General features: G+C 70.3%; 21 protein-coding genes. 13 read left to right on the top strand and 8 right to left on the bottom strand.

Annotation, left to right across the window (positions count from 1 at the left end; translation table 11 throughout):
- Positions 1–67: 67 nt before the first annotated feature.
- From ABFY03_RS00680 to ABFY03_RS00670, 3 genes are all read left to right on the top strand, one after another.
- Positions 68–3514 (top strand): ALF repeat-containing protein, encoded by a 3447-nt coding sequence (locus tag ABFY03_RS00680; RefSeq protein WP_346168777.1) that lies wholly within the window; start codon positions 68–70, stop codon positions 3512–3514.
- 8 nt (positions 3515–3522) lie between these two features.
- Positions 3523–3927, top strand: a complete 405-nt coding sequence (locus ABFY03_RS00675) for a hypothetical protein (RefSeq protein ID WP_346168776.1) — start codon at positions 3523–3525, stop codon at positions 3925–3927.
- 507 nt (positions 3928–4434) lie between these two features.
- Positions 4435–6222 (top strand): P-loop NTPase family protein, encoded by a 1788-nt coding sequence (locus ABFY03_RS00670; RefSeq protein WP_346168775.1) that lies wholly within the window; start codon positions 4435–4437, stop codon positions 6220–6222.
- A gap of 106 nt (positions 6223–6328) precedes the next feature.
- Here the strand turns inward: ABFY03_RS00670 and ABFY03_RS00665 are convergent, their stop codons facing one another.
- Positions 6329–7105 (bottom strand): MerR family transcriptional regulator, encoded by a 777-nt coding sequence (locus ABFY03_RS00665; RefSeq protein WP_346168774.1) that lies wholly within the window; start codon positions 7103–7105, stop codon positions 6329–6331.
- A 95-nt stretch (positions 7106–7200) separates the two neighbouring features.
- Between ABFY03_RS00665 and ABFY03_RS00660 the strand changes: the two genes are divergently transcribed.
- The gene (locus ABFY03_RS00660; RefSeq protein ID WP_346168773.1) at positions 7201–8295 is read left to right on the top strand and encodes a serine hydrolase domain-containing protein; all 1095 of its coding nucleotides are present in this window, start codon (positions 7201–7203) and stop codon (positions 8293–8295) included.
- Between the two features lie 107 nt (positions 8296–8402).
- Positions 8403–9209 carry a hypothetical protein gene (locus ABFY03_RS00650; protein ID WP_346172374.1) on the top strand — a complete coding sequence of 269 codons (807 nt, stop codon included), beginning with the start codon at positions 8403–8405 and terminating at the stop codon, positions 9207–9209.
- A gap of 136 nt (positions 9210–9345) precedes the next feature.
- Here the strand turns inward: ABFY03_RS00650 and ABFY03_RS00645 are convergent, their stop codons facing one another.
- Together ABFY03_RS00645 and ABFY03_RS00640 are read right to left on the bottom strand one after the other, a co-directional pair.
- Positions 9346–10341 carry a DNA polymerase Y family protein gene (locus ABFY03_RS00645; RefSeq protein WP_346168772.1) on the bottom strand — a complete coding sequence of 332 codons (996 nt, stop codon included), beginning with the start codon at positions 10339–10341 and terminating at the stop codon, positions 9346–9348.
- Positions 10338–10589: a hypothetical protein gene (locus tag ABFY03_RS00640; RefSeq protein ID WP_346168771.1), complete on the bottom strand. Its 252-nt coding sequence runs from the start codon at positions 10587–10589 to the stop codon at positions 10338–10340. Before ABFY03_RS00640 ends, ABFY03_RS00645 begins: the two co-directional genes overlap by 4 nt.
- Positions 10590–10900: 311 nt before the next feature.
- On the opposite strand from ABFY03_RS00640, the gene ABFY03_RS00635 reads away from it, so the two are divergent.
- A complete protein-coding gene (locus ABFY03_RS00635) occupies positions 10901–11245 on the top strand; it encodes a DUF6233 domain-containing protein (RefSeq protein WP_346168770.1) in 345 nt (114 codons plus the stop codon).
- Between the two features lie 9 nt (positions 11246–11254).
- Here the strand turns inward: ABFY03_RS00635 and ku are convergent, their stop codons facing one another.
- Positions 11255–12217, bottom strand: a complete 963-nt coding sequence (ku, locus tag ABFY03_RS00630) for a non-homologous end joining protein Ku (protein ID WP_386723500.1) — start codon at positions 12215–12217, stop codon at positions 11255–11257.
- Positions 12218–12596: 379 nt separating this feature from the next.
- Between ku and ABFY03_RS00625 the strand changes: the two genes are divergently transcribed.
- The gene (locus tag ABFY03_RS00625) at positions 12597–13148 is read left to right on the top strand and encodes an EF-hand domain-containing protein (protein ID WP_346168768.1); all 552 of its coding nucleotides are present in this window, start codon (positions 12597–12599) and stop codon (positions 13146–13148) included.
- A 258-nt stretch (positions 13149–13406) separates the two neighbouring features.
- Here the strand turns inward: ABFY03_RS00625 and ABFY03_RS00620 are convergent, their stop codons facing one another.
- The 3 genes from ABFY03_RS00620 to ABFY03_RS00610 form a co-directional block, all read right to left on the bottom strand.
- Positions 13407–13901 carry a hypothetical protein gene (locus ABFY03_RS00620; protein WP_346168767.1) on the bottom strand — a complete coding sequence of 165 codons (495 nt, stop codon included), beginning with the start codon at positions 13899–13901 and terminating at the stop codon, positions 13407–13409.
- Positions 13902–14749: 848 nt separating this feature from the next.
- Entirely contained in the window at positions 14750–14989 is a 240-nt protein-coding gene (locus ABFY03_RS00615) for a DUF397 domain-containing protein (RefSeq protein ID WP_346168766.1), read from the bottom strand.
- 4 nt (positions 14990–14993) lie between these two features.
- Positions 14994–15854, bottom strand: coding sequence for a helix-turn-helix domain-containing protein (locus ABFY03_RS00610; RefSeq protein WP_346168765.1), 861 nt, complete (start codon positions 15852–15854; stop codon positions 14994–14996).
- 505 nt (positions 15855–16359) lie between these two features.
- Here ABFY03_RS00610 and ABFY03_RS00605 point away from each other — a divergent pair.
- From ABFY03_RS00605 to ABFY03_RS00580, 6 genes are read left to right on the top strand one after another with little or no spacing between them, the layout of a single operon-like run.
- Positions 16360–16791 (top strand): hypothetical protein, encoded by a 432-nt coding sequence (locus ABFY03_RS00605; RefSeq protein ID WP_346168764.1) that lies wholly within the window; start codon positions 16360–16362, stop codon positions 16789–16791.
- Positions 16788–17222, top strand: a complete 435-nt coding sequence (locus tag ABFY03_RS00600; RefSeq protein WP_346168763.1) for a hypothetical protein — start codon at positions 16788–16790, stop codon at positions 17220–17222. Before ABFY03_RS00605 ends, ABFY03_RS00600 begins: the two co-directional genes overlap by 4 nt.
- Positions 17219–17653: a hypothetical protein gene (locus tag ABFY03_RS00595; protein WP_346168762.1), complete on the top strand. Its 435-nt coding sequence runs from the start codon at positions 17219–17221 to the stop codon at positions 17651–17653. Before ABFY03_RS00600 ends, ABFY03_RS00595 begins: the two co-directional genes overlap by 4 nt.
- 11 nt (positions 17654–17664) lie before the next feature.
- Positions 17665–18798, top strand: a complete 1134-nt coding sequence (locus ABFY03_RS00590) for a hypothetical protein (protein ID WP_346168761.1) — start codon at positions 17665–17667, stop codon at positions 18796–18798.
- Positions 18795–19679 (top strand): lactate/malate family dehydrogenase, encoded by an 885-nt coding sequence (locus ABFY03_RS00585; RefSeq protein ID WP_346168760.1) that lies wholly within the window; start codon positions 18795–18797, stop codon positions 19677–19679. Before ABFY03_RS00590 ends, ABFY03_RS00585 begins: the two co-directional genes overlap by 4 nt.
- Before the next feature lie 5 nt (positions 19680–19684).
- Entirely contained in the window at positions 19685–20788 is a 1104-nt protein-coding gene (locus tag ABFY03_RS00580) for a hypothetical protein (protein WP_346168759.1), read from the top strand.
- 328 nt (positions 20789–21116) lie between these two features.
- Here the strand turns inward: ABFY03_RS00580 and ABFY03_RS00575 are convergent, their stop codons facing one another.
- Positions 21117–21551, bottom strand: a complete 435-nt coding sequence (locus tag ABFY03_RS00575) for a GIY-YIG nuclease family protein (protein WP_346168758.1) — start codon at positions 21549–21551, stop codon at positions 21117–21119.
- Between the last annotated feature and the right edge of the window lie 70 nt (positions 21552–21621).

The raw sequence follows: 21621 nt of genomic DNA, 5'->3' as shown, positions 1-21621 counted from the left end.
CGGAACGACGCCCGTCTCCGCTACTCCGCAGGCCAGCCCTGCCCAGTCCTTCGCCTTGGCGGAGACCATGGCCGCTGACCGCGGCCGTGTGGTGGACTATTGGAAGGTCGGCGGCCCTGAAGTGCGAGCGGCTGCCGAAGCCGCACTGACGGGAGACGACACCGCCGTCCAGGCATTCCTCACGGTTGCCGACAGCCTGCGGCACCAGGACAACCGTGTGTCCGTCAGCCAGCTTGCCAGTATGGGCGGCACGGAGCTGATGGCCTCCGCACATTCAGCCCTCACAGCAACGCCGGAGGAACTGGGGGCATTTCTCAGCTGGGGTTGGGAAGCCCCGGTGGAGCAGGATCAGCGCCTCGCGGTCGCTCGGATCGTCAGCACTGCGCGGCCCACAGTCCAGGACGCCGGCCGGGACGCGCTGAACGGCTCCACCGCAGACATCCGCGAGTTCCTGGCCACCGGTCAGTACACGGCTGCGGAGCAGGACGATCGCGTCCAGGTCGTCCAGATCATCAGTAGTGGCGGCGCCAATGTCCGTGCCGCTGGTGAGCTGGCCCTGAACGGGACCGCGGACGACCGCCGCGAGTTCCTCGACGTGGGGCAGTTCGTCGCGCGCAACAAGGACGAAGAGCACGCGACGGTTGCCGAGCTCGCGGAGCAGGCGAAGGAAGCAGGCCGGCAGGCAGCGACCGAGACCAAGGCGGCAGAGAACGAGTCGGCCAAGGCCGTCGCGTCAGCCAAGCTGGCGATGGAAGCCGCCATTCGCGCCAAGGACGAAGCGGCCGCAGCGAAGGGTGAGGTCAGCAAGGCGGCTGCCGCCGCCCAGAAGGCCGCGAAGGCCGCTTCTCAGGCGGCCAGGTCGGCGCAGCAGGCGATCGCGGCGGCCGGCGCCGCCAAGAACTCAGCGCGCGTCGCCGCGAACGCCGCCTCCCGGGCGGCGGCCACGGCCGCCGCTGCCGCGCAGGCGGCAGCGCGCGCCCAGTCCGCTGCTGCGGATGCCGCGACGGACGCGAGCAAGGCCGACGCAGCCCGCGTCGCTGCCGAGAACGCGCGCAGCATCGCCAAGGGCGCCAACCTCGCCGCCGACGCGGCGGACAAGGCGGCCGAGGCTGCCACCGCGGCAGGTGTGGCGGCCGGCTCCGCTGTAAAGGCCGGTGCGGAGGCCGACCTGGCCGCGAGCGCCGCGATGGAGGCGAGCGGCCTGGCCGGCAGCTCCAGCGCCGCCGCCGCCGAGGCGCGGGCCGCCGCAGCCTCCGCGAAGCGGCATGCGGCGGAGGCCAACCGTGCCGCGGGCGAGGCGCAGAAGCTGGCCGAGGACGCGGCGAAGGCAGCAAGGGCAGCTCGGGACGCTGCCCGTAAGGCGGCGACCCACGCGAACAACGCCGCAGCTGCTGCCGACGAGGCAGCCGAACACGCGGGCGACGCGGCCACTGCGGCCGACAAGTCCACGGCTCACGCCAAAGCGGCCAGCGAAGCCGCGGCTGCGGCGAGCGACGCGGTCCTCAAAGCCAACGAGATCTACACCCTCGCCCGCCAGGTCGAGGCCGAGGACCTCCTGGGCCGGACCAACGCCGGCATCGCCCTGGCCAGGGACCAGAAGTCGGCATACGCCACCCAGGCCGCACAGTTCGCCCAGCTGCAGCAGGCGATCAAGGACCGGGACGCCGAACGAGACCAGCTCGTGGCTATGACGGCCGAGCCCGGAGCCAGTCTCCCGGCCATCGCCGTCGCGGGACGCAAGCTGGCCCTGCGGACAGCGACCGGCGGAACGGCCTGGGGCCGAGCCGCGGCCGAGGCCGCACTGGCCGGTCCGGACGAGGTGGTCATCGACTACCTGAAGAACGGATGGAAGACCGCCCGGGAACAGGACGAACGCTCCTACGTCGAGCGTCTAGCCGAGGAGAGCGAGACCCCTGAGGTCCGCACCGCGGCCGAGATCGCGCTAGCTGGCGACGGAGCTGCTGTCACCTCTTTCATCGACGACGGCCAGTACCAGGCCGCCGCCCAGAGCATGCGCGTCCTCATCGCGCAGGCCGCCTCCGAGGGCGGCCCCATTCTCGCCGACGCCGCAAAGGCGGCACTGGACAGTGGGGACCCGAAGAAGTACAGCCAGTTCCTGATCACTGACCAGGAGACCGCTCGCACGCAGGACGAGCGAGTCCGCGCGGCGCAGCTCTTCAGCACCGGCGGCCCGGAGGTCAAGTCCGCGGCGAGAATCGCTCTGGAGGGCTCTCCGCGAACGGTCCACGCGTTCATCGTCTCCGGGCAGTACAAGGCGACACGTCAGGACCACCTCAACGCGACCCACGCAGCCCAGGTCCAGAAGCTGATCGCGGACGCCGCCAAGGTCGCGGCCGAGGCGCAGAAGAACGCCGCGACCGCGCAGAAGGTCGCCGCCATCGCACGCAATGCCGCCGCCGAAGCCAACGACTGGGCGCTGAAAGCCGACGCCGCCTCCCAGGATGCCCAGACCAGCGCGGCCAAGGCAGCCCAGTACGCCACCCAGGCCGAGGCATCTGCAGCCAGCGCCGCCGCCTCGGCAGCCACCGCACGCAAGGCAGCCAACGAAGCCAACCGCTCCGCGAAGGACGCCGCCCTCTCCGCATCCGACGCCACCCTCTCCTCCGAGATGGCCCAGGCGTCCGCCTCCGCCGCGTGGACCGCCGCTGAACAAGCACGCCAGTCCTCCATCGCTGCCGGCGCGGACGCCACGGCCGCGCTGAAGGCAGCCCAGGAAACCTTCACCATCGCAGTGAAGAAGTACCGGGAAGAAGAGGAAGCCCGCCGCAAGGCAGCCCTCGAAGCCAAGCAGCGGGCCATGCAGGAACCAGGCGCCCGCGCACGTGAGATCTACCGCTGCGGCCAGGCGTACGTCCCCTGCGATCCGGAGGGCTTCGCCCGTTGGTGTCAGCACAACGAAATCGGCTGCGACATCATCTCCATGGGGCCTGAATTCAACCAGGCCATGGAGGAGCTGTGGGGCTTTACCAGCTCGGTGACCGGTCTTGGAGATCTCGAGGCTTGCCTGGAGAAGAAGGATTTCGAGAACTGCTGGAGTCTCGCGGCCGACGTGCTCATCGGGGCCAAGCTCAAGGCACTTGAAAAGGCATACGATAAGCTGAAGGCGCTCAAGCGCGTCTGTCCTGTACCGGGAGCCAGCGCGTCTGGCATGACGACTATGTCGCTGGCCTCTTCGGCCGGTGAAGTTCCCTGCTTTGAGCACGACATCCCCGGGCTCCCGCGAGACAAGACGGAGATTGCGAACTCCGGCGGCTGTGACGTGTGTGCCCGGCGCATCCGTGAAAGCTTGGGTGGTGGAGAAATAGTCACCATCAGGCCAATCGACGAGATGATTCTCCCGAAGTACCACGACGTGGATGCCGGCTGGTACTTTCACGTAGTCGTCGTTTATGAGGGTAGGGTGTACGATGCGTGGACACCGAGGGGCGGTGAGCTAATTGCCGACTATAAGGCGAGGTGGGGGCGACCCGGGATAATTGACTTCGGCTTCTAAGGGGAATCGTGAGAGACGAGGATCTGATCCTTCGAATTCGTGAGCATCCGGGCGGGTTCGGTCTTAATGGCACCTATCATTCAACCGCGATGTTTATTGCAGGATATGATTTCGCGCGCTCGGGTGGGGTGCTGAGGGGATTCCATGAATGGCTCTCCGTCCGCGCCGGTGAGTTGTCCAGTCAGCACTGGATTAGAAGAGTTCTGCTTGAGGTGATCCCGGACCTGCGATTTCAAGGATTCGAGCAACTTCGTCTGACTCCGGAGCAAGAGAAGGAATCGGTCGACCATCTCCTTTCCTCTGTTCTTGAATTCCTCGCCGTGCGCGAAGATCTCCGAGAACTACCGAGAATGTACTCTGCGTATCACTCTCTTATCTCCTCTGTGTATGACTGTGACGAAAAGAGCGAATAGGGGAAGGCTGGGGCGCTTCTTTCGGCGCCCCAGCCAGGCGACCCAGATCATGAGTCGCGTGCAGCAGGTGTTCCTCTCGGATGGGTTGTTCTATGTTCCTGGCCTGCGGTTTTGCAGTTTCTGGGGCGAGGGGGCTCCGCAGTCGGAGCCGATGATTGCCCCGGTAGGGACGAGAGGGGAGCATTGCGCGGGAGTTGCAGATCCATCCGTCTGGGACAGAAGCGGGCGAGTATGAAGGTCGCCATCGACGTTCAGCGGGCGGGAGGAGCATCCCGCCGAACCAGCCTCCCCCGCCGCTGGCCTGCCGGAAAACTCACGAGGACTGCCCTACGGCCTCCCGGGCCGACACCGTGGTCGGCATGGCACGGGAACGTGACTTACCACGGCACGCCAAGCACGGTTGTCCAACTGTGATACGGCCCGCGGACTGGTGGTAAGTCCGGTGGTGAAGCCGGTGCCGAAGGGTGAGAAGCACGTCCGCCGCTGATCCCTTTCGAGGAGCCACCGATGTCCTCCCAGCACTCCCGTGGTCTCGACGAGGCCATCGACAACCTGGCCGCAGTCGCCACCCGCTTCTTTGCGGGCGAAGACCTCGACGGGATCCGGCGCACCGACGCCACCTTCCTGCGCCCCGGCCGCCAGATCATCGCGAAGAACCTCGACGCCCCCGTACGCCGCTCCTCATACAGGGCAGGCTGGCAGCGGCTCACCGTCCGCACCGCAGCTCTGGCCGCAGCCGCCGGCAGCGCGTACGCCTACCTCACCCACCCCGACGCCATGGCCCAGGCCCTCACCTACGGCGGCCCCGCCGCGCTGCTCGCCACGACCGCGGGCGGGGTCGCGTACCGGGTCAAGGGCCGGGAGCGGCGCGAGTTGATGGGGGAGTGGGTCAAGCCGCTGCACCACGCGCTCGCTGACCCGCTGGGGATCTCCGAGCAGACCGACCCCGCCACCTACCTTCACGTGCCACCGGACTTCTCCGACGACGACGCCGAGATCCGCATCGACCTCCCCCTGCACCTGAAGTTCAACCGGGACCAAGTCGCCGAGCTGGTCATGCAGAAGCTCGCGCTCCAGAACGCCTCGTTCTCCTGGCGGCTGGCCGGCCGCGACCCGCACCTGATCGTCAAGAAGAAGGACCGACCCCCGGCCTCCCTCGGCCTGGACGACCCCGGCGTACGCGACCTCCTCGCCTCCGTACCCGAGTCCGCGCCACTGATCGGACTGGGAGCGGGGAAGAAAAAGGTGTCGGTCGACCTCGACCACGACTCCCCGCATGTCCTGATCTCCGCCGGCACCGGCGGCGGCAAGTCCACCATCCTGCGCACCATCGCCTGCCAGTTCCTCCACAACGGCGCCCAGGCCCACATCCTCGACTTCAAACGGATCTCCCACACCTGGGCCCGCGGCATCCCCGGCGTCAACTACTGCCGCGACATCGCCGACATTCACGACGCCCTCATCGCCCTCGGCACCGAAGGACACCGCCGCATCCGCCTCGCCGAACAGCTCGGCGACGACGTCCTCGCCAGCGAGCCCGACCGCGTCGGCCCCCGCATCGTCATCCTCCTCGAAGAGATCAACGCGACGATGGCCCAGCTGCGCCGCTACTGGGAGAAGATCCGCTCCAGCGACGACCCGAAGACCTCGCCCGCGATCGACGCGCTCGCCGAGATCCTGTTCATGGGCCGTCAGGTACGCCTCCACGTCCTGCTCGTCGCGCAGTCCGCGACCGCCCGCGCGCTCGGTGGCCCCGAGATGCGCGAGAACTTCTCCACCCGCATCCTCGTGCGCTACACCATGAACGCCTGGAAGATGCTCGTACCCGAAGTCACCCCGGCCCCCAAGCCGACCCGCCATCCTGGTCGCGTCCAGGTCGTTCTCGGAGGCACCGCCCGCGAGACCCAGGTCCTTAACCTCTCCGAAGCCGAAGCCCGCGCCTGGGCCATGGCCGGCATCCCCGGACGGCACCAGCCGCTCACCCTCCGCAAGTCCCAGCCCGCCCCCGACCCGGGTCCTGTTCCGCTTCCTGGGCCCGCCCGCGCTTCGGCAGCCGCAGCCCCGGCCGGCCGGGAGGGGGACGGGGAACCGCCGATCGCGGGGGAGGAGGAGCTGATCGGGCTGCGGGTCGCCCAGCAGGAGCTGGAGGGGGTCAGCCTCGCCGGTCTGCGGTGGGCTCGGATCAACGACCCCGAGTTCCCCGATCTGGCCGGCCAGGACGGACAGGAGTACCTCTATCGCCGTGGCGATCTCCAGCGCTGGGCACGCAACCGGCTAGCAGCCCGGCAGAACTGATCTGCGAACGCCAGGGTGGAGCCGAGGCTGCCGCGCGGGCCGATGTCGGGCTGCACGAAGGGCGAGCACTGGGCTCTGTCCGGGCGATTAAGTTCGCAGCAGTCCATCACTGACGCGGGATATCAATGCCCGCCGCGCGCAGGTGCCCCTCGACCAGCCCGTTCAGCCGGGCGACGGACGGTGCCTCGTCCTCCCGGTGGTGGTTGACCACGCCGTACCGGGAGGCCGCGTCGGGACCGTGCGGTTGCTTGGTCGGCAGCGTCAGCAGCGCGCGGGCGCCCAGCAGGTTGGCGGCCACCGCTGAGGCCAGCTCCTCGATCCGCGGGTCGTCGGGATCCCAGGACCTCGCCTCCCAGCCGCGCTTGGTCAGCTCGACGAACTCGGGGTCGTCGAGCCGGTGTTCGAGGTTGGCCAGGAAGAGGTCGAAGACCTCGGGAGTCAGCGCCCGCGACAGCACCAGGGCCTCCCGCTGGGTGGTGACGTAGTCGGGGCTGAAGTCGAGCTCGGCGAGTCGCTCCAGGACCGCGCAGGCCCGGTCGGGCAGCAGGGCGCGGTCACCGTGGGCGAGCCGGTGCAGGGTGTCGCGGCGGGCGGTCAGCTCCTCGATCTGTTCGGTGAGCCGGCGGCGGACGTCGTCCAGGGCGGTGACGAACCGCTCGGGCTCGGCGTCGAGCAGATCGCCGATCTCGGCCAGCGGTACGCCCGCCCCGGCCAGGGCCCGGACCTGGACAAGGCGCAGCAGGTCGGTCGAGCCGTAGCGTCGGTAGCCGGAATGGTCGCGTTCCGGTTCGGCGACCAGGCCGAGCCGGTGGTAGTGCCGCACCGTCTTGACGGTGATGTCGACGAAAGCCGCCGCCTGACCGATCGTGAGCCCCTGTGCCATGGGGCGAGAGTAACGCTCCTCCATTGCCTTGACCTTGACCTTGGGTCAGGGTCCACGCTCATCTCACACCCGCTGACGCGAGATGAGGAATCACCATGAGTGAGCAGAACACCGCCGCCGCGCAGGACCGCCCCGAGCTGCGGAAGGCCATGCAGGAGATCGTCGACGCCGGATTCGCCGGCGTGCAGCTGCGCGTGAACGACGAGCTCGGCGAGTGGGTCGGCAGCGCCGGGGTGAGCGAGCTGGGCCGGACCGCGAAGCCGCCGACCGACGGGCACTTTCGGGTCGGCAGCGTCACCAAGACCTTTGTCGCGACCGTCGTCCTGCAGCTGGTGGCCGAGGGCCGGCTCGGCCTCGAGGACCTGGTGGCCGACCACTTGCCCGAGTTCCGGCTCGACCGGCGGATCACCGTACGGATGCTCCTGCAGCACACCAGCGGGTTGTTCAACTTCACCGGCGAGTTCTCCAAGGACGGGTCGGTCGAACCCGGTGTGGTCGCCGGGTGGGGCAAGGAGTGGGTGGACCTGCAGCACGCGACCTACCGGCCGGAGGAGCTGGTGCGGGGGGCGTTGGCGAAGCCGGCGCGGTTCGATCCGGGGACGGCCTGGAGCTACTCCAACACCAACTATGTCCTGGCCAGGCTGCTGATCGAGCAGGTCACCGGCTGCTCGCTGCCCGAGGAGACGCACCGGCTGATCCTGGGCCCGCTCGGGCTGACGGGCACCCTACTTCCGGAGACCCGGGAGGATATCCCCGAGCCGCACGCCCACGGCTACTTCGGCTACGACGACGCCGGACAGTGGAAGGTGGTCGACACCACCCGCTTCAACCCCTCCTGGGTGTCCGCCGCCGGCGACATGATCTCGACCAGCCGGGACCTCCACACGTTCTTCTCCGCGCTGAACAGCGGCAAGCTCGTCTCGCCCGAGCTTCTGGCCGAGATGCGCGTCGCGGACCCCACGATGGGTTACGGCCTGGGGGTGTTCGTTGAGGAGCTGGACGGCGGCGGCACTGTCCTCCACCACAACGGAGGGTTCTGGGGCTGGGGCGCATTGATGTACAGCACGCCCGACGGCACCAAGACCCTGACCGGCTCGCTGACCTCCGGGGACGTCGAAATGGACCTGCCCACCATGGCCGGGACGTTCGAGAGGGTGAAGCAGACACTGGTCAAGGCGGTGTTTGCCTAGGACTTGTCCGGCCGTCACGTGCGGAGCCAGATGGCGAGGGTTGCGGCGGTAACGGTGCCGAGGAAGACGTAGCCGCGCTTGTCGTAGCGGGTGGCCACTGCTCTGGCGTGTTTGAGCCGGTTGATCGTCCGTTCGACGGTGTGGTGCGCCTGGGCGACGCGGAGCTCATCGACCGGGTTCCGTCCGAGGCCCGCGCAGACCTTCTCGCGCTCGCTGATCGGCAGGGGGCACGGGCGCGGGTGAACTGGAGCGGGGACCTGGAGGTCGCTGCCTGGGGCGTGTCCATGGGCGCCACGCAGGAGCAGGTCCTGTCGCCTGAGGGATATCTGCAGGGCGGTGACCGGGTGAGGACTGAGGCTCTGTTCGTCGCCTCGGAGCTGGCCGACGACCCGTACGGGACGGAGCCGGTCATCGCCTGGCGAGACGTCCGTGACGAGAGCGCGAACCCGGGAGCGTGGCCGGTGAGAGCGCTGGAGGACCGGCCGTCCTGGGGATGGATTCCGCTGCAGAGCGTGGGGCAGCTGCGGTTCGGGATGACCCCTCAGCAGGTGGCCGCGGCGCTGGACGGCGAGGTGCCAGCCGCGCGGCGCGGCCACTTCCCCTGGCCGGTCTACCAGGAGTCCGAGCAGTGGTATCTGACCGAGGACCAGTTCGACGGCGCCGGTGTGACCGCGCACTACTGGTACGAAGAGGGCATCCCCGCTCTCGGCGCCGTGACCGTCCACGGGCGGACCGGCCCCAGCTCGCCTTCGACGGCCTCGACCTCATCGGCAGGACCCTCAGCGAGATCGACGCTGCTCTGGAACGCCGCGCCGAGAACGACGAGTTTGGCCTGCTCATCGGGTGCGGCGGCGATCTCGGCCCGGACGGGCTCGGCATGTACGTCCGGGCCGCCCGGGCCGGAGACACGGTGATCAGCGAAGCCCGGTTCTGCGCCGAGGAATGGGAAGACCACGGCTGACAAGCGCCCCGCCCGGACTCGGGGACATCGGCAGCTGACGGGCCACGTGGGGCGACGGTAGTCGGTGATCATGCGGTCCTCTGCCAGCGTCAGGAGGCGTGCCGGTAGGCGGCCGCAGGTCTGACCACGGGGTGGCCCCAGCGGGTGTTGAGCCGGTCGAGGACGGGCTCGATGCGGAGCCTGGCCTCGCGCTCGGGGTCGAGGGACATCTGGGTGCCGGGGCCTGTGTCGGCGGCTGTCAGGTCTTCGGCGGTGAGCACGATCCGCCGCACGCGGGCACGCTGGAGCGCCATGCCGTCGAGGATCCGGTACGCGGTGCTGCGGAGGTCTTCGGTGTGTCCGGACGCGGCGGGCAGTGTCCGGGTCCGGGAGACGCTCGCGCCGCCGGCGAGCCCGATGGTCAGCGTGACCTTGCGGGCGACCTGGGCGCGGCGCCGGATCCGCTCGCCGACGGTGACCACGAGGTCCAGCACGGCGGCGCGCACGCTCGCAGCATCTGTCTCGTCCCAGGGGAAGGCGGTGTGCGCGCTGGTCGACTCGGGCATCCGGTGCGCGGTGATTACGCGGGGGTCGATCCCGCGGGCACGATCGCGCATGACGCGGCCCTGCTTGCCGCCGAGGAGGCGGCAGACGACGTCCTCGGGCATCGCAGCGAGCGCGCCGACCGTGTGCAGGCCGAAGCGGCGCAGGCTCGCGGCCTGCGCGGGCCCGATGCCGTGGAGCTCGTCGACCGGCAGCGGGTGGAGGAAGGCTTCGACGGCGCGGTGATCGGGGAGGTGCAGCACACCGGACGGTCCGGCGTGCGCGGACGCCGTCGCGGCCGTCGACCACGTGTCGGCGACTCCCACGCGGACGAGGACGCCGTGTTTGGCGACGGCCTGGAGCTGGAATCGCTGTGCCAGTCGGCGAGGGGCTTCGGAGAAGACCTTGCTTGCGCCGCGCAGCTGGGCGACGAAAGCGGTGGGCGGCAGCGGCTGCACGGTCGGTGTGAACTCGCTCGCGAGGTCGAGGACGCGGCGGTAGGCGTCTTGCGTCGTATCGGGGTGGCACCGCACGTGCCAGATGACGTGATCGCGCTCGCTCATGCTGTGGCCTCCTCCCGGTCGCGGTGGGTGAGCGCGGTCCGGGCGGCGCGACGTAGGTCGGCGCGGCCGCCGGCGGACCGGCCCCGGCCGGTCCAGTACGGGTGGTAGAACACGGCGGTCTCCCAGTGGATCAGGGCACGGCGGAGCGCGGCGGGATGGACGGGGCGGGAGACGGCGAGGGCCTGGTAGGCGGCGGTCGCCCTTGTCTGCGCGGTGAGCAGGTCGAGTGGGAAGGTGGTGCGCTCCATGCCTACAATGCAAACAGACGTTCGATTTATCGCGCAACGCGAGCCGCACCGTCGAACGACTTCATGGGCTTCACCCTGGTGCGGCACCACCCCTGCCCGAGAAAGCCGCCGGCCATGACCACCGCCCCCTATCAGCCCTCCCCGAAGAACCTGAAGCCGGAGATGGCTCCGTCAGACCAGGTCGGCCTCTGCGCGATTTGTCATGAACGCTGCCATCGTTATGGCCCTGGAGGCTGCCCGCTCTGCCAGACATGTCAGGCTTCGGCGCCGGGGATGGCGTTCACTCACCGCCCGCGGACGCTCGTGTCGGTGTGACCGCGCAGATACCCCTCCCTGACGACCTGCCGCAGCTGCGGACGATCGCGAAGCTTGCCGAGATCCTCGGCGCCGCCGCGCGGGCACGGATCGCGGAGATCGAGGCCCGCGAGGCCGCCCTGCGGCCCCAGCGGCCCAGGCCGGAGGGCCCCGCGTGGGTGCTGGGCTACCTGCGTGAGCGCGGCCGCCCGGTCCCGGACCGCGTCCACCTGGCCGACTGCCGCATGGCCGCGAAGCACACCGCGCCCCTCGGCCGGGACCAGGCCCGCGCCGTCCTCGCCGAGGGCAAGGTCCCCGCGTGCCCGTTCTGCCGGCCCGACACCGAACTCGGCCTCGACTGAAGCCTCCGCCTACGCGGACTTCCGCCGCCGCGGGGAAGCCTTCTTCGCCGGCGCCTTCTTCTCAGACGTCTTCTTCGCCGCGGCGGTCTTCTTGGCCGCCGTCTTCTTCGCGGGCGCCTTCTTCGGCTTCGGCATCTCGTGCACCGTCGCCTCGCCCCCGCCCGCCGGGGCCTCGCCGCGGCGCTCCCGCGCCTCCGCGACCGACGCCTCCAGCGCCGCCATGAGGTCGACGACCTGCCCGGCCGGCGCCTCCTCGCCCGCTACCGGCCGCGGCTCGCGGTGCTCGGCCTTCGCCTCGATCACCTCGTGCAGAGCCTCGGTGTAGTGGTCGGTCAGGAGGTCGCCGAGGTCGTCCAGGTGCTCGACGGTCATCGACTCCAGCAGCGTGAGCGCCTGCTCGATCTCCTCCTCGGTGAGGTCCACGGCCGGCGGCGCGAGCTCGGCAGGGGAACGGATCTCGTCGCCCCAGTGCAGCCCCTGGATGAGCAGCGCGTCGCCATGCGGCCGTAGGACGCCAAGGCGCTCGCGGCCGCGTAGCGCGTACTTCGCGATGGCCACCTTGTCGGTGCGCTGGAGCGCCTTCCGCAGGAGTACGTAAGGCTTGGCGGCGACCTGTCCGGCCGGGCGCACGTAATAGTCCCCGGCTCCAAACTGCTCCCAGCGCAGGTCAGCGGCGTCGACGAAGGCGACGATGTCGACCGCCTTCGCGGTGGGCAGCGGCATGCCGGCGAGGTCCTGCTCCGTGATCGGAACGAGGTGGTCCTTGGAGATCTCGTACGCCTTGCCGATCTCGTCCTCGGTGAGCTCCTGGCCGTCGACCTCACAGACCTTGCGGTAGCGGATCCGGCCGCCGTCCTCGGTGTGGATCTGCCGGAAGTGGACGTCGTGTGACTCGACGGCGGCCTCAAGCGATACGGGAAGGGTCACCAGACCGAAGGTGACTGCTCCCGACCAGAGGAGACGACCGGGCATTCTCGTGCTCCTTCAGACGCCCCCCAGGGCTGTGCCCTCAGGCTATGCAGCCCCGCCTTGTGATCGCACGCCCCGTGGGCCGGACGCGGTCAGCGGCTGGTGGCCCGAATCCGCAGCTCGTGCTGCGTGCCCTGGCTGATCGTCTCCGCCCGCTCGGCTAGGTCGGCGCCGGTGAAGCCGAGCAGGGCGGCGCCGCGGGGTGGGGGGGCAGTCGGACAAAGTCACACGGACCTACGGCCGGGTGGTGTCGGGTTCGGTCACATGGTGGCCTGATGCGGTTCACACCACCGGGTGATCTTGGGTGGAACTAGACCACCGGGCGTGACGGTCGCGCAGGATGCAGACGACCGAGCACTGGTATCGAACAAGGGGAAATCACGTGACTACCGTGGCGAACGACGTCGTGAGCGAGAAGTACGGGCGGGCCTTCGACGCCCTGGACGCCGACAAGAACGGCTACGTGGAGTGGTCGGACTACCAGGCGCTGGCCGACCGCTTCATCAACGGCTACAAGCTGGCCAAGGACGACCGCCGCGCCCGGACGCTGACCGCGTTCTACCAGATGCACTGGCTGGAGGTGCTGCGGCACGCGGGCGTCGACGGTGACCGTCTCAACCGCGAGCAGTACATCCAGGCCACCCGTCTGCTCAGCGTCGACACCAGCCGGCTCAACCTCGTCGAGGGCGGCGCCCACGCGGTGTTCGACGTCATCGACGTCAACGGCGACAACGAGATCAGCAAGGACGAGTTCCAGCGTTTCCTGACGGACGTCTGGCAGGTCACCGACCCCTTCGCCCTGGAGACGTTCTCGAAGCTCGACACCGACGGAGACGGGGTTGTCTCCCGTCAGGAGTTCATCCGGGCGACGTACGAGTACTACTACTCCACCGACCCCGCCGCCCCCGGATCCATGCTCTTCGGCCAGCTCTGAGCACATCCCGCCCCGCGCCCCGGCACCACCAGGTGCCGGGGCGCGGGGCTGGCCGGCACCGGACCTGATTCCCTGGGCGCCAGGCCAACCTTGAGGAACTGCCACTTGCGTGAGGCTGCACAGCATGTCACGACTGGCTGACCGGGTCCGCAGGCTGCGGACTGACCGTGTTTATGCATCAGCTGTACGTCGTCCCCGCATCGCGGGGGTTCGAAGCCCGGCCGGCCTTCTTCCGGCCGGGCTTCGCCGTGTCTGGGATCAGGCGTCCAGGTCCTGCTGGGGGGCGTCGAGTGAGGACCGGTCCCGCACGTGGTGGGCGTCCTGGGGCAGCATCCGGGCGATGGCCTCCAGGATCGCGCGAGCAGCCACGAGACCGCTCAGATGACCCTCGGCTCGGGCGGCTTCTGCCTCGGCGACCTGTGATCCCAGCTGCCGCTCCGCCTCGGCAATCGGCAGGGCCCGCGCGGCGTCCTGGAGTGTCGCCCGCAGTGTGTGAACCTGCTCGGCGTAGGCGATGCCGGCGAGTTCTCTGTACGCGCGGTCCTCCTCGATGTCCTGGGCGTTGTCCCGCTGGCTGACCAGTTGGTCGGACAGGCCCGCGAGGACGTTGAGCAACTCACGGGTGGAGGCCAGCCCGCTGTAGGGAAGCGCGTGGGCGGCGGCGTCGACTTCAGGCAGCAGGGCTTCCGGGTAGGCGACGCTGACGGCCGGTCCGACTACTGGGCGTCCGCCCTTGTTCGCAGCGCTCTCCATCGGGACACCCCCACTTGGGCTTTCGATACGGAAAAAACATAGCGACGAGTCCGCCCGGCGATGGCTCCGCATCAGTGTTCACGGAGCCCGGCCGCGCAACCAGCGATGTAGTCATCCGCTTCCGCGCCCTGGAGGCCTTCGACCTGAGCGGGGAAACGGCACAAGCCCTCTGCCTTGGATTGGCTGGCATCTGGCCATTTGCCTTCTTCATACAGCGCGACGCCCATCTCCCGGCCGTCCCGGTATGCGGGTGTCTCCTCCGGTGGACTCTCGGAGGAGCAGGCCACCGTGCCCACCGCAACTGCGGCAGCGAACCCCCAACGCGCTAGGACGCCGACGCTTCTGCTGCTCGGCTTCTTCCCTCGCACCATCTACCCCACCCCTCAGTGCCGAGTTTTGGCACGTCAACCTACACGTTGTGTATCCCGCACCTGCGGTGGACCTGCTCGACCCCGGACGGGGCGCCTATTCCCGAGCCCGGCAAGCTCGTCAACGTGCTCGGGCGGTGATGTGAGGAGGATCTGCCACTGGGAACACACGTATGACTCGGAGTGCACCGTCATCGTGGCCACCAGCGTTTTCACCTTCTAGCCCTGCTGCTCCTGCACACGCGCGCTGGTCTCTGCCAACCACTACGCCCCCATGGGCGGCCGAGCGCTGCCGACTCGTCAAGGGCGCTCGGCTCACCGCCCGCACTGATCCCCTGTACCCCCGTGCGGGGGATCAGTCATACCCGGGTCGGCGCGGTGCCCGCTGCTGGTACTGCGGCCGGGCCGGCGGGCTTGGATACGGCGTCGGGCGTCACCGTGAACGGTGACGCCCGACGTTGTCTGCTGCGGCAGCGGTGGTCAGCTGCGCGGGGTGAATTCGCCGCGGTTCGCGCCGTCGAGGAAGCAGTCCCACACGTGGCGGGTGACGACGAAGGGAGGGTTGTCCAGGTCTTCGTTGTCGCGCAGGGCGACGCGGCCGTCGTCGAGGAAGGCGACTTCCAGGCAACCGCCCTGGGCGGAGCTGGCCTCGGACTTGAACCAGTCCAGGCGGTCGAGCTCCTCGGGGCTGGGGCGGGTGGGGGAGGTAGGGCGGTTCACGTGGTTACTCCCTTGGAATGGTGCGGCGCAGTAGTGCGATGGTGTCGGCGGGGTCGAGGGCTGAGGCGCGCAGCAGGTCGAAGGTCGCGCTGAACTTGCGGACGTCGGCGCGCTTTTCGAGGTAGAGGTTTCCGGCGGGGCTGTCGACGTAGACGACCGGGGACTGCGTTTCGAATTCGAAGATCGCGAAGGGGCCGGCCAGGCCGGGGTGTGCGCCCTTACGCTCCTCGATCACCTGGAGCGTCACGTTGGGCAGCGCGGCGAGTTCGGCGAGGTGCTGGCGCTGTTCGCGGTTGACGTCGTCGCCGCCGACGGGGCTGCGGACGGCGCTCTCGTCCAGGATGATCCAGACGGTGAGCGGGTCCTGGGTGCGGGTGACGCGCTCCTGGCGGCGCTGGCGCAGCGCCACGCTGTCTTCTATGTCCTCGCGGCGGACGCTCGGGCTCGACTCCAGGATCGCCCGCGTGTACCGGGGCGTCTGCAGAAGCCCGTGGACGAGGGTGAGCTCGAAGGCGGCCTCACGCTCGGCGCCGTTCTCCAGCTCCAGGAGCACCTCCAGGCCGGAGGGGAGGACGTCGCGGTACTGGTCCCACCATCCGGGCTGCTGCGCGGCGACGAACATGCTGGCCAGCGCGGCGCGCTGCCGCTCGTCGTGGACGCCGTAGAGGTCGCAGAGAATCTCGACTTCCTTCGGCTTGACCGCGACTCGCCCGTTGCCGGTCTCCATGCGGCTGATACGCGTGGTCGACGTGCCCAGGCGGGCGGCGACCTCCTCCGTCTTCAGCCCCTTGCTGAGGCGCAGGCGCTTCATCTCGGCCCCGGCGCTCCGCCGGCTCACCGGCGGATTCGGCTCCGCTCCGGTCACACGCCGCCCCCTTCTCCTGCGTTGCTGCCCTTGCTGCGCACTTGCCTTGCGCCAGTCTGCCCCACCCGACGAACCCGCTGCACACCCGTTTCCTCCTGGCCTGCATATTCCGACAGCACGAGCAAACTTGCTCCGCACTCGCTGCGCACTTGCGCAGGGAGTGCGCACGGCGTCACTCTAGGGGTACTCGCACACGGCGCGTAGCGGCTCGATTGCGCCATGCATCGGGCTGCCGGATCGGAGTACGACCATGCAGGCTCACTCTCAGCAGGACATTCGTGCTGGTGACGTGGACCTGCGGTCGATATCGCCGGACCAGCGTGAGCGGTTGCACGGCCTGCGCTGTGCCCGCTGCGGAGCCGAAAAACCCCCCAGGCCCGGCGGATACGCGTACAGCGTGACCCGCGACGGAGGCCGGCTCGGGTGGCCCGTGAGGGTGTGCGCCGACTGCCCGACCAGCACAGGGGGTTGATCAGTGAAACGAGATGCATCGGACACCGGGGCCATGTGGCTCGCGCGCTCCTCACGAGGCGGACAGGAGTGGGCCGTCTGGCACGAATGGAACCGCCGGCCGTACGCGGTCCTCCCCGCCGGCGCGGCGTGGGACGTGATCGCCGTTCCCCGGACATGGGCGAAGGCCGCCGCCGGGCACCGGCCCGGGGACTGGACGGACGTGCCGGTCCTGGACGACGAGGGAGCCGGCCACACCTACGTGTGGGTGCCGCTCGGCACGGTCGCGGACTGGACCGTGGCCGGGACAGTGGCGCTGGGGCGCCCGTGGTGGATCGCCGTGCCCCGCCCGGGAAGTGAGCAGACGTCGGCGCGCTGGTGGCTCCGGCCGCCCGGCGCCTGTCCCCGGCTGATGCGGCCGGCTGCCCTGCGCGAGGCACTGGAGGCCACCCGCATCACCGGCGGCGGACGGAGGAACCCGCGATGATCCCGTCCTCCCTGCACCCTCTTCCCGCCCACGGCCCGCGCACCGGCGTCGTCGAGGCCGGCGAGGCGCCCGGCCGCCGGCTGCGGAGCTATCCCGCGGCGGAGGCGCGTACGCCGTCCCGGGCCGGGTTCTGCACGGGAGTGGACTTCGGCCTGCGGGGCCTGCGCATGTCCGACGTCGGGCGGCTCTCGCTTCTGGCCGAGGGGCTGACCGCCCATGTGGCGGCCCGCGTCCGCAGCGAGAGCCTCCTCGTGGTGGCCGACCACGCCCCCGGGCTTGCCACGGTCTCGGTGATCGCCCCGGGCGGCATCGTCCGCCGGCCGCTGGACCCCGGCTCGCTGCGGCACGTCCGCGAACGGGACACCGCCGGGATCGCCCTGTACGAGATCGGCCCCGCCGCCTACGTACGTGTGGAGGTGACCGAGCTGTGAGCATCCACTGCGAGGTCTGGGCCGGAACCCTGTCCGCCCCGTACACCTGGCTGCTGCGGCAGGACGAGGCCCTGGTGCCGGTGGTGGCGGTGCGGCGGCTGCGGGCGGCGGCCTGGTGGCTGGCCGAACGGCTCGACGATGACCCCGACGACCCGCGTCTGTCCCCGAGCGCCGCCTTACGCCTGTGGCTCGGCGACGGCATCGGTCACGAGGAGGGCTCCCGCCAGCTCGCGACCGAACTCGCCGACCGCCTCACGGCCGGCGCCTACCTCACCGAAGTCGGCGCCGTCATCGGCCCCGACCGCGTCCGCTGCACCCTGACCGCGATGCCCGCCGCCGGGTGCGTGTGCGGCACCGGAGCCGCAGCGGCCCGGACAGCCGCCGAGACCGCGACCGAGCCTCTGGCGGCGGCCGGGGGGTGGTCACGATGATGCCTCCGGCTGTGGCTGATGTGCTGGCGATGGCCGGCGAACAGGTCCTCACGGCGGCCCGGACCCTGTGGCCCGGCGCCGTGGTGGTGCCAGGCCCGGTCATCCCGTCCGTCACCAGCTACGTGCAGCACCTCCACGTCGACGGCCGCCCCCTGTACGCCAAGCTGTCGGTCTGCGGCACTTCGCTGGTGTCGGTGGCCGCCGGGGTGTGCGGAGACTTCGAGACCGTCCGGGCGCGGCAGACGGCCTATCTCGCCGCGTCCGGCTCGCTGATGGCGCGCGAGGCCGAGCAGCTGCGGACCCTGGCCGGGCCCGCCCGGCTCACCACTGCCCCGCTTGCCGGATACGCCCGCGGCGTGCTGTTCACCCATCCGGTGGCGGGGCCGACGCTCGCGGACCTGATCGACGCCGAGCCCGGCCGCACCCGTGAACTGCTCGCCCTGGTCCTCGACGATGTCGCCGAAGGTCTCGCCCGCGACGGCGTCGGTGAGGCCGTCGAGCGCGCGGCGATTGGCGAGCGCGGCATCGCCGGCACCTTCGCCCGCAAGTTCAACGGCCTGTCCGGATCGGCCTACCTGCGCCGGACCGGACACGGCCAGGCCCTCGCAGCAGCGGCCGATCGACTGCGCCGCGCCCGCCCGCTCCCCCCACGGCCGCGGCCCGGGGGAGGGGTGATCTTCGGCGACCTCAAGCCCGAGCACGCGGTCTTCGCCGCCGCCGGCCGACCGGTGTACCTGGATCCGGGGCTGATGCGGGGTCACCCGGTCGCCGACACCGCGAAACTCGTCTCCCGCCTCCTGCTCGGGCTGATCGCCCGCCGCCCGGCGGCCTCCGCCGAGGCGGTCCTCGGCGGCGTCGACTCCTTCGTGCACGCCGCCGCCCGCCGACTGCCCGCCGACGAGCGGGCCGGATGGCTGCGCGAGCTCGTGGTCCTGGTCCTTATGGACACCCTCAACATCCTGACCACCTACCTGACCTGCCCGGCCGATCTGCCGCTGTCCGCGCACGCGGCCGCGGTGCAGGCCCGCGCCCGCCACATCGCGGACCTCCTCGACCACGCCACCGCCCCACTCGCGGCCGGCGGCGACGGGGCGACCTGGTGGCGCCTGTATCTGACCCGCGTACGAGAGGCGGTAACCGCATGAGGATCGGACTGATCGGAGCCGGGGCGGTCGGGCAGAGCGTCGGCGCTCTCCTCGTCGCCGCCGGCTGGTGCAGTGAACTTCTGGTCGCCTCCGGATCGCAGGCCAGTGCCCGCGGGCTCGTCACCGATCTGGAGGACCAGGCGCAGGTCACCAAGTCACGCATGCGGGTCACCGTCACCACACCGGAGGCCATGAGTGGCTGCGACGCTGTGGTGCTCTCCCCGCGGGCCCGGTTCACCAACATGGCCCGCCGGGACGTGCGCATGGCCGGGCTTGTCGCGAACGGCCCGCTCATCGTCCACCTCGCCCGTCAGCTCACCGATTACACCGGCGTCGCCGTCATGGTTACCAACCCGGTCGACGTCCTCGCCCGCGTCTTCGCCGAACGCTCCAACTGCACACGTGTCGTAGGGATCGGGGCCGCGACCGACACCGCCCGATACCGTCTGACCCTCGCCCGCCACCTCGGCGTTCCCGTCGGCGCGGTCCATGGCCACGTGATCGGCGAGCATGGCGACGGCGCTGTCATCTGCGCGTCCACCACCACCGTCCACGGCGAGCCTGTCACCGTCCCCGTCCAGCAGGTTCGCGACGAACTCGCGGCACGGCCCCGCCGGATCAGCGACGGCATCGGCCGCACCCGGCTCGGGCCCGCCGGCGCCGTCCTGGACGCACTCACCCACGCCCTCGGCCTCGCGGACGGCACCACCGAGATGTCCGTGCGCCAGGACACCGGCGTCTGGCTCGGGATGCCCGTGACCTATACCGGCGGCACCCCGGCCCTGTGCCCGCCTCCCCTCGACGACTCCGAGACCGCCCAGCTCGCCGCGGCCGAGGAGAAGCTCCACACCGCCTACACCCGACTCAACGAGGAGATCTGACCCGCATGGGTGCCGTACGCATCACCACCGCCGACGGCCAGGCCGTCACCGTCACCAGCACCACCGAAACCGTCCCCGCCTGGGCCACCCGCTACCTCGGCAGCTGGTGGACCGCCACGCCCACCACCGAGATCGACGGGCCCACGGTCTCCGCCGACCTCGACGACACCGAACTCCAGGCCCTGGCCGCCGTCGTCGAACAGGGCGACCCCGAGACGGTCGAGTACGCCGGCGCGCAGCTCCGCGTCGCCCGCGACGGCGCGCTCGTGACCGCCGTCGACGAGGACCGCTCCATCGCCTACCGGTGGGACGAGGAGTGGCGGCTGCTGCGGATCGTCGGCACCGGCGCAACCGAGCTCGCCGCTGCCGCGGCGCGCCTCGCCCGCGAACTCCTTCGCGCCCAGCTCCTCGCCGACGGCTGGCACATCCTGCACGCCTCCGCCGTCACCGCCCCCGACGGCGCCACCGTCCTCACCCTCGGCGACAAGGGCGCGGGCAAGACGACCACCGCTCTCACCCTGTCCCGCGCCGGATGGCGCCTCCTCGCCAACGACCGGGTGTTCGCCCGCGTCGAGGACGGCGTCGTCCGGGTCCTGCCCTGGCCGTCCGCCGCCGCGTTCGGCTTCGGCCTCCTCGACGCCCTCGACCTCTACGAGACCGTCCGCACCCGCCTCGCCTCCGGCGAGCGCATGCACCCCACCCAGCACCCAAGCGTCACCGACGCCCTCCTCGCCGGCCGCCGCGAACCGCTGTGGAAGAACAACGGCAAGGAGCTGAAGCCCCAGTTCTGGCCCGACCAGCTCACCGCGTGGCTGTCCATGCCGCTCGCCACCGAGGGCCAGGCCGTCGGCATCCTCTATCCCCAGATCACCGCCGGCGCCGAACCCCGGCTCACCGAAGCCGACCGGGGCGTCCAGGACCGCGACTTCTTCACCGCCGACACCGAGGACCGCTACCCCGACATCTTCGGCCTGCTGCCCGCCCCCTGCGGCCACACCGACCTGCGCCACCACCTCGACACCCTGACCTCACAAGGACTCGTGATGGGCCACGACCCCGCCGCAAACGGGCTCGTCCTCAAGGAGGCCGTGAACCGACTCGGCGTCTGACCCCAGACCGGCCCGGCCGGTGCGTACCCCCATAACGGACCGGCCCCCGGGTGCCCCGCCTCGCCAGCCGTGCGAGACGGGGCACCGTCATGTGCACACCCGCCGTCCGTCACCCTTCTGCCGCGAAACGTGCCCTGACCTGCGACATCACATGAGCACAAGCCGGGACACACGCGAGGACACACAGCGGGACACAAGGACACGGCCTGTCGGCAGGAGCGGCACCACCGGAAGCGAGGGAGCGCGAGGAGCGGCGGCCGGCCTCCGACCTGAGCCGACGAGCAGCACTCTGCCGCACGGGAGGGGACCACCGGTGGCCGAACGGTCCTCAGCCGCCAGTCGGCTCACCCTCCTGCGGCCCGGGCGCTTCCTCCTCCCGGATCGTCTCCAGCGCGTCCTGGAGGGTGAGCCGCCACTGGTACCACTGGATGCGGTAGCCGACCCGGGTCTCGCGGTGCTGGTAGGCGATGCGCGTTCCGCAGGGCTGCGGAGGCACTCCGGGCGGGAGCTGCGGAGCCATGTTCGGCCACGAGCTCTTGTTGTACCGGGGGCCTTCGGTCCGGATGGCGTGGGACTCGGCCGCCCACCCCTCCTCATGGGTGGCGTACCAGGTCAAGCGCTTGTCGGTGACCTCCCGCCACCAGAACATCTCCTTGCGATGGTCCTTCCAGCGCGAGGCCGGATCACGGGTCACGCCGATGTAGAGGAGCGCCCCATGCTCGTCGAAGAGCCGGTAGACCGCGGATGCCTTCACGTCGTCCATTCCCGGATGGTCCCGGACCCGTCCGACAGCGGCCCCTGAATGCCGGAGCGCCCGCCTTCGGGGGTGAGGG

The sequence above is a fragment of the Streptomyces roseofulvus genome (assembly GCF_039534915.1).
GTDB lineage: Bacteria > Actinomycetota > Actinomycetes > Streptomycetales > Streptomycetaceae > Streptomyces > Streptomyces roseofulvus.
Note: the sequence above shows the minus strand (reverse complement) of the source record. Positions and strands in the feature narration are given on the sequence as shown.

Bases quoted from the DNA above. Each gene is read 5' to 3' on its own strand.
- ABFY03_RS00670 (WP_346168775.1), top strand. From the start codon at position 4,435: ATGTCCTCCCAGCACTCCCGTGGTCTCGACGAGGCCATCGACAACCTG.
- ABFY03_RS00680 (WP_346168777.1), top strand. From the start codon at position 68: ATGGCCGCTGACCGCGGCCGTGTGGTGGACTATTGGAAGGTCGGCGGC.
- ku (WP_386723500.1), bottom strand. From the start codon at position 12,217: ATGCCCGGTCGTCTCCTCTGGTCGGGAGCAGTCACCTTCGGTCTGGTG.
- ABFY03_RS00640 (WP_346168771.1), bottom strand. From the start codon at position 10,589: ATGGAGCGCACCACCTTCCCACTCGACCTGCTCACCGCGCAGACAAGG.
- ABFY03_RS00600 (WP_346168763.1), top strand. From the start codon at position 16,788: ATGATCCCGTCCTCCCTGCACCCTCTTCCCGCCCACGGCCCGCGCACC.
- ABFY03_RS00665 (WP_346168774.1), bottom strand. From the start codon at position 7,105: ATGGCACAGGGGCTCACGATCGGTCAGGCGGCGGCTTTCGTCGACATC.
- ABFY03_RS00645 (WP_346168772.1), bottom strand. From the start codon at position 10,341: ATGAGCGAGCGCGATCACGTCATCTGGCACGTGCGGTGCCACCCCGAT.
- ABFY03_RS00620 (WP_346168767.1), bottom strand. From the start codon at position 13,901: ATGGAGAGCGCTGCGAACAAGGGCGGACGCCCAGTAGTCGGACCGGCC.
- ABFY03_RS00575 (WP_346168758.1), bottom strand. From the start codon at position 21,551: ATGGACGACGTGAAGGCATCCGCGGTCTACCGGCTCTTCGACGAGCAT.
- ABFY03_RS00585 (WP_346168760.1), top strand. From the start codon at position 18,795: ATGAGGATCGGACTGATCGGAGCCGGGGCGGTCGGGCAGAGCGTCGGC.
- ABFY03_RS00660 (WP_346168773.1), top strand. From the start codon at position 7,201: ATGAGTGAGCAGAACACCGCCGCCGCGCAGGACCGCCCCGAGCTGCGG.
- ABFY03_RS00605 (WP_346168764.1), top strand. From the start codon at position 16,360: ATGTGGCTCGCGCGCTCCTCACGAGGCGGACAGGAGTGGGCCGTCTGG.
- ABFY03_RS00580 (WP_346168759.1), top strand. From the start codon at position 19,685: ATGGGTGCCGTACGCATCACCACCGCCGACGGCCAGGCCGTCACCGTC.